The sequence below is a fragment of the Amycolatopsis sp. DSM 110486 genome, assembly GCF_019468465.1.
GTDB lineage: Bacteria > Actinomycetota > Actinomycetes > Mycobacteriales > Pseudonocardiaceae > Amycolatopsis.
Genome location: NZ_CP080519.1, coordinates 3,360,526 through 3,376,542 on the forward strand (window position 1 = coordinate 3,360,526; position 16,017 = coordinate 3,376,542).

The 16,017-nt window shown below is 70.9% G+C and carries 16 protein-coding genes; 2 read left to right on the plus strand and 14 right to left on the minus strand.

Annotation, left to right across the window (positions count from 1 at the left end):
* Positions 1 to 5: 5 nt before the first annotated feature.
* Genes K1T34_RS16260 through K1T34_RS16270 form a run of 3 tightly spaced genes read right to left on the minus strand, consistent with a single transcriptional unit; the run spans position 6 to position 3,922 of the window.
* Complete coding sequence (locus K1T34_RS16260) at positions 6 to 1,169, minus strand: alpha-hydroxy-acid oxidizing protein (RefSeq protein WP_220245100.1); 1,164 nt, start codon at positions 1,167 to 1,169, stop codon at positions 6 to 8.
* A 60-nt stretch (positions 1,170 to 1,229) separates the two neighbouring features.
* Entirely contained in the window at positions 1,230 to 2,726 is a 1,497-nt protein-coding gene (locus tag K1T34_RS16265) for an aldehyde dehydrogenase family protein (protein WP_220245101.1), read from the minus strand.
* Positions 2,723 to 3,922: an MFS transporter gene (locus K1T34_RS16270; RefSeq protein ID WP_255638542.1), complete on the minus strand. Its 1,200-nt coding sequence runs from the start codon at positions 3,920 to 3,922 to the stop codon at positions 2,723 to 2,725. The genes K1T34_RS16265 and K1T34_RS16270 overlap by 4 nt, the downstream gene beginning before the upstream one ends.
* 306 nt (positions 3,923 to 4,228) lie before the next feature.
* Between K1T34_RS16270 and K1T34_RS16275 the strand changes: the two genes are divergently transcribed.
* Together K1T34_RS16275 and K1T34_RS16280 are read left to right on the plus strand one after the other, a co-directional pair.
* Positions 4,229 to 5,155: a DUF5937 family protein gene (locus tag K1T34_RS16275; RefSeq protein WP_220245102.1), complete on the plus strand. Its 927-nt coding sequence runs from the start codon at positions 4,229 to 4,231 to the stop codon at positions 5,153 to 5,155.
* A 28-nt stretch (positions 5,156 to 5,183) separates the two neighbouring features.
* Positions 5,184 to 5,819 carry an MBL fold metallo-hydrolase gene (locus tag K1T34_RS16280; protein ID WP_220245103.1) on the plus strand — a complete coding sequence of 212 codons (636 nt, stop codon included), beginning with the start codon at positions 5,184 to 5,186 and terminating at the stop codon, positions 5,817 to 5,819.
* 43 nt (positions 5,820 to 5,862) lie between these two features.
* Here the strand turns inward: K1T34_RS16280 and K1T34_RS16285 are convergent, their stop codons facing one another.
* The 11 genes from K1T34_RS16285 to K1T34_RS16335 are packed head-to-tail and all read right to left on the minus strand — an operon-like array spanning position 5,863 to position 15,985.
* A complete protein-coding gene (locus tag K1T34_RS16285; RefSeq protein ID WP_220245104.1) occupies positions 5,863 to 6,456 on the minus strand; it encodes a TetR/AcrR family transcriptional regulator in 594 nt (197 codons plus the stop codon).
* A complete protein-coding gene (locus tag K1T34_RS16290; RefSeq protein WP_220245105.1) occupies positions 6,453 to 7,055 on the minus strand; it encodes a hypothetical protein in 603 nt (200 codons plus the stop codon). The genes K1T34_RS16285 and K1T34_RS16290 overlap by 4 nt, the downstream gene beginning before the upstream one ends.
* Complete coding sequence (locus K1T34_RS16295) at positions 7,055 to 7,522, minus strand: (2Fe-2S)-binding protein (RefSeq protein WP_220245106.1); 468 nt, start codon at positions 7,520 to 7,522, stop codon at positions 7,055 to 7,057. Before K1T34_RS16295 ends, K1T34_RS16290 begins: the two co-directional genes overlap by 1 nt.
* A complete protein-coding gene (locus K1T34_RS16300) occupies positions 7,519 to 8,337 on the minus strand; it encodes a xanthine dehydrogenase family protein subunit M (protein ID WP_220245107.1) in 819 nt (272 codons plus the stop codon). The genes K1T34_RS16295 and K1T34_RS16300 overlap by 4 nt, the downstream gene beginning before the upstream one ends.
* On the minus strand, positions 8,334 to 9,008 hold the full coding sequence (locus K1T34_RS16305) for an enoyl-CoA hydratase (protein ID WP_220245108.1): 675 nt from the start codon (positions 9,006 to 9,008) through the stop codon (positions 8,334 to 8,336). Before K1T34_RS16305 ends, K1T34_RS16300 begins: the two co-directional genes overlap by 4 nt.
* Positions 9,005 to 11,332, minus strand: coding sequence for a xanthine dehydrogenase family protein molybdopterin-binding subunit (locus K1T34_RS16310; protein WP_220245109.1), 2,328 nt, complete (start codon positions 11,330 to 11,332; stop codon positions 9,005 to 9,007). The genes K1T34_RS16305 and K1T34_RS16310 overlap by 4 nt, the downstream gene beginning before the upstream one ends.
* A gap of 5 nt (positions 11,333 to 11,337) precedes the next feature.
* Positions 11,338 to 12,102, minus strand: coding sequence for an SDR family NAD(P)-dependent oxidoreductase (locus K1T34_RS16315; protein WP_220245110.1), 765 nt, complete (start codon positions 12,100 to 12,102; stop codon positions 11,338 to 11,340).
* 10 nt (positions 12,103 to 12,112) lie between these two features.
* Positions 12,113 to 12,907, minus strand: coding sequence for an MBL fold metallo-hydrolase (locus K1T34_RS16320; protein WP_220245111.1), 795 nt, complete (start codon positions 12,905 to 12,907; stop codon positions 12,113 to 12,115).
* A complete protein-coding gene (locus tag K1T34_RS16325) occupies positions 12,904 to 13,992 on the minus strand; it encodes a zinc-binding dehydrogenase (RefSeq protein WP_255638543.1) in 1,089 nt (362 codons plus the stop codon). The genes K1T34_RS16320 and K1T34_RS16325 overlap by 4 nt, the downstream gene beginning before the upstream one ends.
* On the minus strand, positions 13,989 to 15,383 hold the full coding sequence (locus K1T34_RS16330) for an aldehyde dehydrogenase family protein (protein WP_220245112.1): 1,395 nt from the start codon (positions 15,381 to 15,383) through the stop codon (positions 13,989 to 13,991). Before K1T34_RS16330 ends, K1T34_RS16325 begins: the two co-directional genes overlap by 4 nt.
* Positions 15,380 to 15,985 (minus strand): SRPBCC family protein, encoded by a 606-nt coding sequence (locus tag K1T34_RS16335; RefSeq protein WP_220245113.1) that lies wholly within the window; start codon positions 15,983 to 15,985, stop codon positions 15,380 to 15,382. The genes K1T34_RS16330 and K1T34_RS16335 overlap by 4 nt, the downstream gene beginning before the upstream one ends.
* Between the last annotated feature and the right edge of the window lie 32 nt (positions 15,986 to 16,017).

Here is a 16,017-nt window from a genome sequence, read left to right on the forward strand (position 1 = left end):
CCGACCTAACCAACCTTCCGCAGGCTGTCGCGCGTGAGGTCGGCGAGCGTCGGGTAGCCGTCGACCGCCATGATCAGGTCGGCTTCGGCGAGGAGGCTGCGGAGGACGTGGACGGCGCCGTCGACGCCGCCCAGCGCGAGGCCCCAGACGTAGGGCCGGCCGACCCCCACTGCCCGCGCGCCCAGCGCCAGCGCCTTGATGACGTCCGCGCCCGAGCGAACCCCGGAGTCGAACAGCACCGGCGTGTCGCCGGAAGCGTCGACCACGCCGGCGAGGCAGTCGAGCGCCGGGAGCCCACCGTTCGCCTGGCGCCCGCCGTGGTTGGAGCAGTAGATCCCGTCGACCCCGCCGTCGATGGCGCGCCGCGCGTCGTCCGGGTGCTGGATGCCCTTCACGATCAGCGGCAACGACGTCAGCGACCGCAGCCACGGCAGGTCGTCCCAGGTCAGTGGGTTGCCGAACAGCTGGGCCCACAGCCCGACGGCCGCCATCGGGTCCTCCTCGGGCGCCTTGCCGAGGAGGCGCCGGAACACGGGATCCGTGAAGTAGTTCGCGAGACAATGACCGCGCAACTGCGGGAAGTTCGACGTGCTCAGGTCGCGCGGGCGCCACCCGGTGACCCACGTGTCGAGCGTGACCACGATCCCCTTGAACCCCGCCGTCTCGGCGCGCTGCACCAAAGACGCGGCCAGGTCGCGGTCAGTCGGCGTGTAGAGCTGGAAGAACCCGGGCGTCTCCCCGAACTCGCCCGCGACCTGGTCCATCGGGTCGGCCGAGAGCGTCGACGCGACCATCGGCACGCCCGTGCGCGCGGCGGCGCGGGCGGTGGCGAGGTCGCCGTGGCCATCCTGCGTGCAGATGCCGACCACGCCCACCGGCGCCATGAACAGCGGCGACGCCAGCTTCAGCCCGAACAGGTCCACCGACAGGTCGCGTTCCTTGGCCCCGACGAACATCCGCGGCACCAGGCCCCAGCGCTCGAACGCGTCGACGTTGCCGCGCTGAGTCGCCTCGTCGCCGGCACCACCGGCCACATAGGACAGCACCGAGGGCGGGAGTGCCTGCGCGGCACGGGCTTCGAGGTCGGCGTAGACCATCGGCATGGTCGGGACGCGGCCGGTGAGCCCGGCGAAGTAGATCTCGTTCTGGAAATCGCCGTAACGCGTCATTCGGGCTCTTTCTGGGCTCGGGAGGACCGCACCCCGGCGTTCCGGGGCGCGGTCCAGACCCTAGCGCTTGCCGTGCATGACCGTGATGAGCTTGGCAACCAATGCGTCGGTCGATTCCTTGCGGCTGAAGGAAGTCAGGGTGATCGGCGCGGTGAAGCGCTGCCGCGCGACGGCCTTGGTCCGGGCGAACTCGCGCAGGCCCTCCGGCCCGTGGATGCGGCCGAAGCCCGAGTCGCCGACGCCGCCGAAGGGCAGCGACGCGATGCCGGCGAACGAGAGCGGCGCGTTGATCGACGTCATGCCGGTGCGCAGCCGCGTGGCGAGCTCGACGCCGCGGGACTTCGAGAACACGGTGGAACCGAGGCCGTACGTGGTGGCGTTGGCTTTGTCCACAGCCTCGTCCATGTCGCGGACCTTGGCGATGGTGACCGTCGGGCCGAACGTCTCCTCGCGCACGGCTTCGGAGTCTTCCGGCACGTCGACGAGAATGGTGGGTTGGGCATAACGATCGCCGACGCTGTCTACACCCCCGAGCACCGCGCGGCCGCCGCGTTCGAGGGCGTCGGCGATGTGGCGGCGGATCACGGCAAGCTGTGAGGGCATGGTGACGGGGCCGTACTGGGCGTCCTCGTCGGAGCCGGCGCGCACGTTCTGCGACTTTTCCACGACCTTGGCGACGAATTCGTCGTGCACGCGCTCGTGGACGTACACCCGCTCGACACCGATGCAGGTCTGGCCGGAGTTGGAGAAGGCGCCCCAGACGGTGGCGTCGGCGGCGGCGTCGAGGTTGGCGTCGGCGTCCACGAGCACGGGGTCTTTTCCGCCGGCCTCGATCACGACCGGCGTGAGCGTGTTGGCCGCCGCGGCCATGATCTTCTTGCCGGTGGCCGTCGAACCGGTGAACGCGATCTTGTCCACACCCGACGTCACGAGCGCGCCACCGGTCTCACCGAACCCGGTGATCAGCTGCAGCACCGGCTGCTCCGGCACGACCTCGGCGAACGCGTCGACCAGCCACTTGCCGACGCCCGGGGTGTACTCGCTGGGCTTGAAGACCACGGCGTTGCCGGCGGCGAGCGCGTAGGTGACCGAGCCGAGCGGCGTGTACACAGGGTAGTTCCACGGGCCGATCACGCCGACGACGCCGAGGGGCCGGTACTCCACCGTCGCCGCCTGGTTCGACATCAGCAGGCCCGCCGAGCGGCGCTGGCGGCCGAGGTATTTGCGCGCGTGCTTCGAGGCCCACGCGATGTGCTCGATGGCGAGCACGGACTCGAGCTGGGCGTCGGCGATCGGCTTGCCCGTCTCGTCGCGCACGACCTGGCACAGCTGCGGCAGGCGGCGCGTGATCACGCCCTTCCACTGCCGCAGCCGGTCGGCGCGCCCCGCGAAGCCCAGCCCGTCCCACCACTCCGCCGCCACGCGCGCCCGCTCGACCGCCGCGCGCACGTCTTCGGCGGTGTGCACCGGGTACGTGCCCACGACCTCGTCGGTCGCCGGGCTGAGTGAATCGAAGGTCTCACCGACCGAGGTCGGCTTCGGCTGGACGGCGGTCATCGGCGTCTCCCCTGCTCTTCGGCGTTGTGGTTCAGGCTACGAGGTTGCTGACGCAGTGCCAATAGTCGCCCGACGCTCCCGTCAGCATCGCACCTGCGGGCACCACGGGGAAAGGGTCGTCGAGACCACCCGATCGTGACCGCGGCCGCGACGCCCAGCAGCGGCGCCAGCCACAACGGCAGCACCCCCACGGCCAGCGACCCGAGCCCGAACCCGCACGACTGCACCGTGACCGAGACCGAGAAGCCTTCCGACCTGCGGTTCTCCGGCAGCAGTCGCTGCATGTTCACGGACGCGATCGTCACGAGCGGTCCGGTCGCGCCGCCGATCAGCACGACTCCGGTGATCAAGCCCACCCAGCCGAGGTTGGCCGCGACGAGCGTCCCGCCGGCCACGAAGGCGGCGAGGAACAGCCTCGGCCCCCGATCACGGCCGCGCCACGCGTAGACCGCGCTGCCGGCGATGCTCGCGCCACACAGCAGGGCGACGACTCCCGGCGCCGCCGCGGGCGGTGCGTTGAGTCGCTCGACCAGGGGCAGCGGCGCGACCTCGATCGTCGACAGCAACAGCCCGACGGTGAACTGACACCCGAGCCAGGGCAGGCAGGCTTTGAGGGGCACCTTGGTTCTTGCTTTGGTCCGTGGTTTGACGACCCGCCGGGGCACCAGACACGCGGCGGTGGCTGCCGCGCCGGCCATCGCGAACAACGGCACGAAAGGACCACTCACACTCGCCACGGCCACCAGCACCGGCCCGGCCACCAACACCCCGTCGAGAATCATCGCGTCGACGGCGACGGCCCTGGTGAGCTGGTGTTCGTCGACGATCGCCGCCAGCAACGCCCTGAACCCACCCGCGACCCCACCTCCTGCCAATCCCGGCAGGACCACGAGCGCGATCAGCGTTGCTTCGTTCACGTTGGCCTCGGCCGCCATCGCCACGGCGGCCAGCCCCACCGCGACCACCGCGAGCAGCGTCCTGAGGCCGCGCGCCGTCCCCACCCGATCCAGCAACCTCCCCACCGGCACCGCCCCCGCCATCTCGGCCACGACGAACACCGCCATCAACACACCCCCGAACCGATACGACCCGGTCACCGCCGCCGCCACCGTCGTGAACGCGAGCGGCGCCATCCCTGCGGGCAACCGCGCCAACTGAACCCCTGCTGACCAGCGCCAATACGTGGTGGTGAACATGCTGCTGAGCCTGGTTCCGCGGGCGCCTTGCCGGAACTGATTCGTTTTTGGCCGAATGTTGTGGGTGGCTTCTCGAGTTATCCACAGGGTGTGGCGAGTTGTGGACAACCAGTGGCCCGGGCGAGCCTTTTGTCCGTTTCTGTCGTCGCCACCCGATAGAATGGGTCTGGGGACGCCCCCCTTGGGAGGGCGGGGGTCTGTCCCGGGAGGGCGGGGGTCTGTCCCGGGAGGGCGGGGGTCTGTCCCGGGAGGGATGGGGCAGCGCAAGCAGCGTGTGGCCGCTGACGTTCGGGTATATCCGAATCCATGGTCGAGTTGGTCCTCAGCACCGCCGGAGTCCGGTTCGCGATCTCGCCGCTCGAGGAGGTCATCGGGGTGGTGCGCGGGTGGGTGGGGAGGCGCCGGTTGCCCGGAGGGGTCGAGTGGCTGGGTAAGGAGCGGCTGGACGTGCCGGAGTTGGCGGCGGTGCTCGGGGCGCGGCACTACATCACGGAGTTCCTCTCACCACCACCGGCGACGCCCGAGACCACAGCCGACGAGCAGTTGACCGTGGTCAGGGGGACGCCGCCGGGGCAGGTGCGGGTCGAGCTGGGGATGGTGGACGCCGACCTGACGAAGCTGCCGCGGGATCCGGCCGCGGCGCGGGACCTGCTGGCGGAGCAGCTCGAGACCGTGTGGCATCACACCGTCGAGCCGGAGTGGGCGCGGATGCGGGAGGTGCTCGCGGCGGACATCGCGTACCGGACGCGGCGGCTGGGTGAGCAGGGCGTGGCGGGGGTGTTCGAGGGGCTGCACCCGAAGGTGCGGGTCACCAAGGACTCCGTGCTGGTCGACATAGCGGCACGGCAGCGACTCACACTCGACGAGCGGGGGCTGCTGCTGGTGCCGAGCGTGTTCGCGTGGCCGTCGGTCGGGGTGGTGACCGTGGCGCCGTGGCAGCCGACGTTGTTGTACCCCGCGAGGGGTGTGGCCGGCCTGTGGACGGAGCCGGCGGCGGCGCCGGGGGCGCTGGCCGGAGTGGTGGGGCGGACGAAGGCGATGTTGCTCACCACGTTGGACCGGCCGGCCACCACCACGGAGCTCGCCGTGCGGCTCGGGCTGGCAAAGGGGACCGTTTCCGCGCACCTCACGGCGTTGCGGGCCGCGGGCCTGACCGCGACGACGCGCCAGGGCCACCGGGTGCTCTACCGGCGGACCGAGCTTGGCGACGCGCTCTGCGCGGGCATAGGGTGAATGTGACCATGTGTGAAGGAGAATCCTGATGCGGATCGTCCATTTCGGACACGCCTGTGTACTTCTGGAAACCGACGGCGAGCGGATCCTGATCGACCCGGGCGCGTTCTCCACCGACTTCGAGCGCGAGCGCGAGCTGTCGGCCGTCCTCATCACCCACCAGCACTTCGACCACATCGACGGCGAGCGCCTGCCGAAGGTGCTGGCGGCGAACCCGGACGCGAAGCTGATCGTCGACCCGGGCTCGGTCGAGACCGTGCAGAAGCTGAACCTGCAGTACGAGGTCGCGAACGTCGGTGACGCCTTCGAGATCGGCGGCACCGCGGTGAACGTGGTGGGCGGTGAGCACGCCGTCATCCACAGCGACATCCCCGTGATCCCGAACATCGGCTTCGTGCTGGACCACGGCGCCTTCTACCACCCGGGCGACTCGTTCTTCGTGCCCGAGCAGAAGATCGACGTGCTCGGCCTGCCGACGGGCGCGCCGTGGCTCAAGGCCGGCGAGGCGGTGGACTTCCTGCGGGCGGTCGCGCCGCGCAAGTCCGTGCCGATCCACGAGGCGGTGCTGTCGAGCCCCGCGCTGCACTACGGCCTGTTCGAGAACCTCGCGCCGCAGGGCACCGAGGTGAAGGTCGTCGAGCGCGGCGTCGCCACCGACCTCTGAGGACACTCCGGGGTGGTGACCGACGGGTGACCACCCCGGGAGCTCAGGGTCGCGAACCCACGATCTGCAGTGCGAACCGGCTGTACTCGTCGGCGACGGCGTCGGCCGGCATCGGTCCGTCGTCGCGGAACCAGCGGGCGATGCTCACGCACATCTCGCGGATCGCGAACGACGCCAGCGCGGGCGAGCCCACGTGGAACACCCCCGCGTCGACGCCACCGGCGATGATCCCGCGGAAGGCGTGCTCGTGCCGGCGGCGCCGGTCCTGGAACCGCGTGCGATGTGGTTCGCCGAGACAATCGGTGTCGCGGTTGACCACCAGCGCCTCGCGCCGGTGGGTCGCGTGGCGGAACGCGTACACGCGGGTGGCGCGCGCGAGCTGGGTTGGCCAATCGCCGTCTTCGCCGGTCACGCGCTCGAAGTCGTCGAGCACCGCGGCGGTCGTGCAGTCCACAATGGCGCGCAGCAAGTCTTCCTTGGACCGCATGTGGTTGTAGAGGCTCGGGGTACGGATCCGCAGCACGTCGGCGATCTGGCTGAGCGCGGTGCCGTGGTAACCGCGTTCGGCGAACAGCGTGAGCGCCGTGTCCAGCACCACTTCTTCGCTGACCGCAGCGCGCGTTTGGCCTGCCGTCACCAGTTCCTCCCCCGCACGAGCGCGCCGAAACCGGCGAACTCGGCATCCGTCAGCGGCCGGTCGACCGGGAACACGACCTCGTCCGCCACGAACTCCCGCCGCTGCGTCACCACGACGGAGCTGGTCGGCACCGGTCGGCCGAGCGCGGCGCAGCGGGCGGCCAGGTCGTCCGGTTCGCCCGGAACGTCCGTGGTCTGCCGGCACGACGCGAACTCCGCCGCCAATCGCACGGTACCCCGGCCGCCGGCCACCGTGATCGGCACCGGGCCCAGTGCCCCGAGTACTTCCTCGGCCAGGCGGGCATGCGCGGTGATCGAACCGAACGGGCCGTCGTCGTCATCGGCCGGACGCAGCCCGAGCACGAAGCGGCCGTCGCTGAGGTACTGGACGGTCCGTGCGCCGGGCAGCACCTCCGCGGGCCGAGGCGCAACGAAACAGCAGATCTCAGCCGAGGTGGTCTCCACCGCCAGAGCCGCGCACAACGCGAGATCGCCGTCGACGTAGAAGGTCGCGCAGCCGTGGCGCTCGAGCACTCGCCACGTCTCCCGCGCGGCCGAGGCCGGCACGTCGGCCAGCCGCAGCCAGGCGGCGGTTCTCATCACGGGTTCAGCTCCTGCGCCGCGGCCTCCACCGCGTCGACGATCCCGACGTACCCGGTGCACCGGCAGATGTTGCCGGACATCTCCTCCCGGATGCGTTCCCGGCAGGGCGCGGGTTCGCGGTCCAGCAGGTCCAGCGCCGTCATCAACATGCCGGGTGTGCAGAATCCACATTGGAGCCCGTGCTTCGCGCAGAACGCTTCCTGCAACGGGTGCAGCGTGCCGTCGTCGGCCGCGAGGCCCTCGACCGTGCTGACGGAACACCCGTCCGCCTGCACGGCGAGCATCAGGCACGCGCGCACGGGCTCGCCGTCCACCAGCACGGTGCACGCGCCGCACACGCCGTGCTCGCAGCCCAGGTGCGTGCCGGTCAGGCCGAGGTCCTCGCGCAACGCGTCGGCGAGCGTCCGGCGCGGCTCGACGTCGACGTCGTAACGGGTTCCGTTGACGCTGAACTCGGCTCTCATGCCGCGGCTCGCTTCCCGTGAGGTGCCAGGGCACGGCGGACGAACTCCGCCGTCATCGCCCGCCGGTAGTCCGACGACGCGTGGATGTCGCTCTGCGGCTGGGTTTCCGCAGCGGCGGCCGCGGCGACGGCATCGACATCGGCGCCGTCGTTCAGCAGCTGCTCGGCCTCCGCCGGACGCAGCGGTACCCCTCCGACGCCGCCGATCGCGAGCCGCCACCGACCGTCCACTTCGGCCGCGACCACGAGCACGAGCCCGAAGTCACCGTGCCGTCGGGAAAACTCGGCGAACCCCCACCTCGACGGCACCGGCAGGTCTACCGCGGTGATCATCTCGTCCTCGGCCAGCGTGGTTTCCAGTGGCCCCGCGAAAAACGAGGTCGCCGTCTCCACGCGCACACCACCTGGCCCGGCAATGTGGACGGTCGCTTCCAGCGCGGCGGCCACCACCGGGAGCTCAGCCGACGGGTCGGCGTGCGCGATGCTGCCGCCGCTCGTGCCGCGCGAGCGGATCGCCGTGTGCCCGATCCAACGTGCGGCCTCGGCGAGGAGCGGGTGGTGCGGTTGCTCGATCAGCCGCGCGTGCCGGACCAGCGCGCCGAGCCGGACGCCTTCGCCGGTGGGCGTGATCGTGGCCAATCCGGGGATCCGGTTGACGTCGACCAGGACCTGCGGGCGCGCCATGCGCAACGCGAGCACCGGCATCAGGCTCTGGCCGCCGGCGAGGATTTTGCCGTCGCCGTCGGCCTCGGCCAACGTGCGCACGGCCTCGTCGACGCTGTGCGCCCGGACGTAGTCGAACGGTGCCGGTTTCACTTCGACACCTCCCGGGGCCAGCTTTCCTCGAACGCAGTGTCCAACGTGGAATCCCACGGCGCGCCTTCGAACAGCGTGTCCAGCGCCTGTTTCGAATACTTCAGAGACGATGGCGCGAACTCGGCGATCTCGGCGGCCCACTCCAACGCGGCATCGAGGTCACCCAGGCGGTCGACGAGTCCACGGTGAAAAGCAAGACCAGCGTCCAGCCGGTCACCACCCAGCAGCATCGCCCGGGCGGCCCCTCCGCCGGCCAGTAACGCCAGGCGGCGGACCGTCCATGGGTCCACGACCAGGCCGTTGCGCGCGGTCGGTACCGCGAACACCGCGGACGGCGCCGCCACCCGCAGGTCACAGGCGATCGCGAGCTGCGTGCCGGCGCCGATCGCGGGCCCGTTGACGGCCGCGAGCACGGGCACGGGCAGCGCCGCGACGCTGCGCAGCGCGCCGTACAGCGCCGTGCGGAACCCGTCGCCGTAAACGCCACCGAGGTCGGCCCCTGCGCAGAAGCTCGTACCCCGGCCGGTGATCACCAGCGCGCGCACCCGCGGGCCGACGTCCAGAACTGCTTTGCGCAGGTCGACACAGTGCTCGACGTCCAGCGCGTTGCGCCGCTCGTGCCGGTCGAGGGCGATGACACCGACCTCGCCGTGGATCTCGGTGGTGATCATCGCAGTGCCTCCCAGATCGCGCCCGGCGTCAGCGGCAGGTGTGGGACCTGCACGCCGAGCGCGTCGGTGACCGCGCCCGCGAGCACCGCGTTCGGCCCGAGCGTGCCGCCCTCGCCGACTCCGCGGACGCCGAGCGGGTTGTCCGCGGGGTGCGAAAGGTGACCGATCACGAGCTCGGGCACCTCGGCGCTGGTCGGCATGAGGTAGTCCATCAGGGTGCCCGTGGACAGGTTGCCGCCCTCGTCGTAGATCAGGTGCTCGTACAGCGCGCCGCCGATGCCCTGCGCGATCGAGCCGGCGATCTGACCTTCGACGACCTGCGGGTTGATGACCGTGCCGGCGTCCTCGACGCACACGTACTTGAGGATCTTCAGCTCACCCGTCGCCCGGTCCACCTCGACGACCGCGGCCTGCGCGCCGGCCGCGAAGGCTCCGCGGATCGGGTCGTAGAACTGCGTGGCCTCCAGTCCCGGCTCGATGCCCTGCGGCAACCGGTTGGACTCCAGGTACGCGACGCGCGCCAGCTCGGCCAGCGTGCCGACGGGTTTGGCCTCGCCAGCGACGCGCACGTCACCGTTCACGAGGCCGAGATCGTCTACATTGGCCTCGTACAGTTCGGCCGCGAGCCGGAGGATCTTCTCCCGCACGGTGACCGCCGAGCGGTGCGCCGCACCACCGCCGATCACGGCCTGCCGCGAGGAGAACGCACCGAAGCCCCACAGTGATTCGTTCGTGTCGCCGATCCGGACGTCGACGTCCGCATAGGACACTCCGACGGCGTCCGCGACGATCTGTGCCACGGTCGTCTCGAGTCCCTGCCCCTGCGACGTCACGCCGGACAGCACGGTCACCCGGCCGTCGGGGTTCACGCGCACGGTGCACGCGTCGTGGCCGGTGCGGAAGGGCATCCGCGGGCCGGCCGCGGCCGCGCGGCCCAAGCCGGTGAGCTCGTTGTAGCAGGCCAGCCCGAGACCGATCGGGTTCTCGCCGGCCGACCGACGCCGGGCTTGTTCCGCGCGGAAGTCCTCGTACCCGATGGACTCCACGGCCTTCTCCAGGCACTCGCCGTACCAGCCGGAGTCGTCGACCAGCCGCGACGGCATCCGGTACGGGATCTCCTCCGGCGTGATCAGGTTCCGCCGTCGAATGTCCAAAGCGGACATCCCGAGCTCGGCCGCCGCCGCGTCGAGCACCGACTCCATCGCGAACACGCTCGCCGGCCGTGCGACACCCCGGTAGGGCCCGGACGGCGCCGTGTTCGTCGCGACCCCGCGCACGGTGCAGCGGTAGTGCTGCAACCGGTACGGCCCGGACAGCAGGCCGCCGGCCATCAGCGGCTCGATCCCCGCCGTCCACGGGTACACCGAATATGCGCCGACGTTGCACGTCACGTCCGCATCGAGCGCCACCAGTTCACCGTCGGACCGGAACCCCGCCTTCACGACGTAGCGGTGATCACGCGCGTGCGTGGCCGCGAGCAGGTGCTCCGCGCGGTCCTCGACCCACTTCACCGGCACCCCGCGCAGCTGCCGCGCGATCAGGCACAACGCGACGTCTTCGGGATACACCACGGCTTTCACGCCGAAACCGCCGCCGACGTCGGGCGCGATCACCCGCACGTTGCCCTCGGGGATGCCCAGCAGGTCGGCGATCATGTTGCGTGCGATGTGCGGCACCTGCGTGCCCGACCACAGCGTGAGCCGGTCGTCCGCCGGGTCCCACTGCGCGACGCCCGCGCGGCACTCCATCGGGTTGCCCGCGTGGCGGTTGGTGATCAGCTCGCGCTCGACCACGAGGTCCGCGCCGGCCAGCGCGTCCGGCACCTCGCCGGTGTCGAAAGTGCGCTCCAGCAGGACGTTGTCCGGCGCGTCGGCGTGCAGCGGCTCGGTCGGCGGCAGCCAGGCGGTGATGTTCACCGGCAGCGGTTCGTAGTCGACGTCGATGAGCTCCAGCGCGTCTTCGGCGCGGTAGCGGTCGTCGGCGACGACGGCGGCCACCGGCTCGCCCGCGAACCGCACCTTCTCCCGTGCCAGCAAAGGCTGCTCGGTCTCCACATAGGACGGCAGCGCCGATAGCGCTCGCAATGGCACAGCGGCGAACTCCGGCTGGTCGCCGGTGAACACGTGCACGCGCGGGAGCTCGCGAGCGGCAGACGCGTCAACCCGCGTGATCCGGGCGTGGCCGAACGGGCTGCGCAGGAACGCGACGTGGCGCATCCGCGGCAGCTGCAGGTCGGAGACGTACCGCCCACGCCCGGTGATCAGCCGTGCGTCTTCCTTGCGCCGCACGACCTTCCCGACGGCGCCGGCAGGGTTCTCCTCCATGGTCGTCACGGCATCGTGTAGCCGCCGTTGACCGACACGATCTGTCCCGTGGTCCAGGACGAGAGCGGGGAGGCCAGCAGCAGCACGGTCGGGGTGACGTCCTCGGCGCGCCCCAGGCGGCGCAACGGGTAGGCCGACAGGATCTTCTTCATCTTGGCGTCGTCCGCGTGTCCTGTGTGGTCGTCCAAACTGGACGTCTGAACGAGCGCGATGGAAACAGCGTTGGCGCGGATTCCGTGGCGGGCCAGCTCCTTGGCGAGCGACTTGGTGAGGCCGACCGTGGTCGAGCGCGTGGTGGCCGTGACCAGTAGCCGTGACTCGCCGACGCGGCCGGAATCGCCCATGAGGTTCACGATGGCGCCGCCACCGCCGTCGACCATCTGCTTCGCGACGGCCTGGGTGATCCGCAGCGTGCCCTCCACCGTCACACCGATCTGTGGCGCCCAGTCTTCTTCCGTGGTCTCGAGGAACGGCTTGCTCTGCGTGGCCGCGGCGTTGTTGACCAGCACGTCGATCGAACCGAGTTGCGCCACCACGTCGTCGACGGCCGTGCGCACCGAGTGGCCGTCACGCAGGTTCGCGCCCACTGCGATGGCCTTCACACCGAGCGCGGCCGCTTCCTTCGCTGCGGCTTCGGCGCCGTCGGAGGAGGTGTTGTAGTGGAACGCGACGTTGGCGCCTTCGCCGGCGAACGCCATCCCGATCGCGCGGCCGAGCCCCTGGCCGGCGCCGGTGACCAGCACGTTCTTGCCGCTGAGCTTGAGGTCCATGGGTTCCCTTTCAGATGAGCTCGAACCGGCGCTCGCCGGAGACGGTCACGACGCGACCGAACCGCAGGCCCGGGAAGTGCGCGCCGGCCACCGCGTCGGAGCTGTCGGTGAGCTCCTCGATCAAGCCGGCGCGCACCTTCCGCGCGGCCGTGCGGTCGACGTCGAAGATCGCCTCCCACGTCGGGTCGGTGAGCTCCACTGTGGAGTGTGCGACGTCGCCGAGCAGCAGCGCACGTTCGCCTTCGCTCGAGACCACGAAGATCGTGGAGCCGGGTGTGTGGCCGGGCACGTGCCGGGTGTCGAGGCCGGGCGCGAGCGTGGTGTCCGCTTCGAACGGTTCCAGCCGCTCGGCCAGCGGCGACAGCTTGCGCACCGCGCCGGGTTCGGCGTCCGGGCCGTCCACGAAGTGCGCCCAGTCGGCCGCGTGCACACGGTAGGTCGCGTTCGGGAACACGACCTGGCCCTTCTTGGTGGCCCAGCCGACGTGGTCGAAGTGCAGGTGCGTGAACACGACGTCGGTCACGTCGTCGGGAGCGACGCCGTGTTCACGCAGGCTCTCGAGGAACTGCCCGCCGTGGTACTTGTCGTTGTCGATCGTGCCGACACCGGCGTCGATCAGCACCACGCGGTCGCCGGTGCGCAGCAGGAACCCGCCGAGCGTGAGGTCGAGGTCGCCGCGCTCGTCGAGAAAGTGCTCGTGACAGGCCCACGCGTCGGGCACGTCCGGACGTACGAGGACTTCCCGGGCGGGCTCGCGGCCGTAGCCGTCGTAGACCGGTTCGATGGTGAGCGCTCCGACCTTCATGCCGGCACCACCAGCGTCCGCACGCCCTGACCGGCGGCCATGTCGGCGAGCGCGTTCTCGATGTCGCCGAGTCCACCGTGGCCGGTCACCATCGCGGCGAGGTCGAGCCGTCCACTTCGGACGTCTTCGAAGTACCTCGGCAGGTCGTGGGCCGCGTCGAGCGAGCCGGCGACGCAGCCGACGAGGGTGCGGGCGAAGTGGAACAGTTCGAGCGCGCTGAACGACACGAGGTCGTCCTTGCCGCCGACACCGACCACGCACGCTGTGCCGCCGCGGCGCGTCATGCCCCACGCGTCGCGGATCGTGCGGGCGGAGCCGACGCAGTCGAACGCGTAGTCCACGCCTTCGCCGCCGGTCAGGGCGCGCACGGCTTTTTTCGTGGTGTCGTCGGCCGGGACGAAGTGGTCGGCGCCGAGTTTCGTGGCGTAGGCCGCCTTGTCGGGGTTGCGGTCGACGGCGATGATCGTGCGGGCGCCCGCAAGCTTCGCGCCCTGGATCGCCGCCAAGCCCACGCCGCCGAGACCCACGACCAGCACCGACGAGTCCGGCTGGACGCGCGCGGTCTTGGTGACGGCCCCGACGCCGGTGGTCACGGCGCAGCCGAGCAACGCGGCGTCGGCGGAGCTGATGTCGTCGGGCACCTTCACGGCCGCGGCAGCCGGGACCACGGTCTGCTCGGCGAAGGAACCGACAGTCAGGCCTGCGTAGACAGGGTTTCCGTCCGCGTCCGACGCGTACGGTTCGCTGCCACGCGCGGCCCCGTTGACGCACAGGTGCGCCTCACCTCGTCCACAGTGGACGCAGTCGCCGCACGGCGTGATCCACAGCAGGATCACGCGATCGCCTTCGGCCAGGTCCGTGACTTCGGCGCCGGCCTCCAGCACCGTTCCGCACGCCTCGTGCCCGAGCACGGCCGGGAGCTGCTGCTCGAGCACGCCGCGGGCCAGTGACAGGTCGGAGTGGCAGACGCCGGTGGCGTCGATGCGCACCCGCACGTCACCCGGGCCGACATCGCGCAGGCGGATGCGTTCGACGGTCATCGGAGCGCCGGTTTCCCGGAGCACCAACGCGTTCACTTCGGTCACAGCTGCACCGCCTTGATCTCGAGGACGTCGGAAATGCCGTAGTCGCCGATCTCCCGACCGATGCCCGACGCCTTGTACCCGCCGAACGGCGCGCGCGGGTTGAACGGCGCCGCATTGACGTCGACCTGACCGGTGCGGATGCGCGCGGCGTACTCCAGCGCGTGGTCCGGGTCACCGGTCCACAGTGCACCCCCGAGGCCGTAGCGCGAGTTGTTGGCGATGGCGATGGCGTGGTCGTCGGACTCCGCGGACAGGATAGCCAGCACAGGGCCGAAGACCTCTTCCTGCGCGAGGCGGGAGTCCGGATCCACGCCACTGTAGACGGTCGGGGTGACGTAGTGGCCACGCTCTGGCAGCTCGACCGGCCCGGTGATCACGCGGGCCTCACCCGAGCCGAGGAAGCTCTCGACCTCCTTGCGCTGCCCGGCCGAGATCAGCGGCCCGAGCCGCTCGCCAGGCACGTACTTCGCGGACGCGGCGGCCGCCAGCTCCTCGACCTGCTGCAAGCGGTCGGCCGGCACGATCAGCCGCGAGAGCGCGGTGCACGTCTGGCCGCCGTTGAGGTAGCAGTTGGCCACGGTGACCTTCACGGCCTTGGCCAGCAGCGCGTCGTCCACATCGGACAGCACGACGCTCGCGGACTTCCCGCCCAGTTCCAGCGTGACACCCTTGATCGTCTCCGCCGCCGCGGCCGCGACCTGTGCCCCCACCGGCGTCGAGCCGGTGAAGGACACGTGGTCGACGCTCGCGCTGCGCGTGAGCTGGTCACCGACGTCGCCGCCGCTGCCGGTGACCAGGTTGATCACGCCGGCCGGGAACCCCGCGGCGTCGAAGGCACGCATCAGCTCGAACGCGGTGAGCGGCGTCAGCGCGGCGGGTTTGAGCACCACGGTGCAGCCGGCCGCCAGCGCCGGGACCACCTTGACCACGATCTGGTGCAGCGGCAGGTTCCACGGCGTGATCGCGGCGACGACACCGACGGGCTCGCGCACGATCACGGAGTTGCCCAGCTTGCTCCGGAAGGGAAACTCTTCCAGCGCGTCGGCCGTCTGAGCCAGCACCGCGAGCGGAGTGTCCACATGCAACTTCCGCGCCACCGGCGGTGGCGAGCCCTGTTCGAGCGTGATGAGCTCGGCGAATCGGTCGGCGCGCTGGGTGATCACGTCGTGCAGGCGGCGCAGCGCGGCGGCCCGCTCGGCGACCGGGGTGGTGGCCCAGCCGTCGAACGCCGCGTTGGCCGAGGCCACGGCCAGGTTGACGACGGCGGGCGAGGCCTGCGTGACGACACCCGCGAGCTCCTCGGTGGCCGGGTTCTCGACCTCGCAGTCGGTGCCACCGCCGGCGATCCACTGGCCACCGACGTAGAGGTGGGGTTCACGAACCACGGTCACTGCGCCGCCTTTCCCTTGCGCGCCTGGAGGATTACGAGCACGACGAGCAGCAGCGCGACGGCCGCGACGGGCACCGCGCGCTTGGCGACCGTGCCGCCGACGCTCGCCATCACGTCGAGCGGTTCGACGTCGTCGAGGTTCACGGGCTTGACCGGCGCGGCGCTCGCGACTTCCGCTTCCAGGCGTTGGACGAACTGGCCGAGCAGCTTGCCGGTGACGTCGGCGATCACGCCGCGGCCGAACTGCGCGACCCGCCCGGACAGCGCCAGGTCGGTGCGCACGTCGACCTTCGTCCCGCTGCCCTGCGCGGTGAGCGTGGCGGTGACGGTCGCGGCCGCGTTGCCCTGGCCGCCGGCGTCCTTGCCCTCGGCCCGCAGCACCGCGCGGTGGGCGCCGTCGTCCCTCTCGACGAAGCGCGCCGTGCCCTGGTACTTCGCGGAAACGGGGCCCACCTTGATCTTCACCGCGCCGCGGTACACGCCGTCTTCGACACCGAGCAGGGCCGCGCCGGGCATGCAGGGCGCGACGCGTTCGAGGTCGGTCAGCACGCGCCAAGCGGCGTCGACCGGCAGGTCCACGGTGAAGGTGTTCGAGAGGTCCACGTGCACCACCTTACTAATTAACGTTAGTTCGC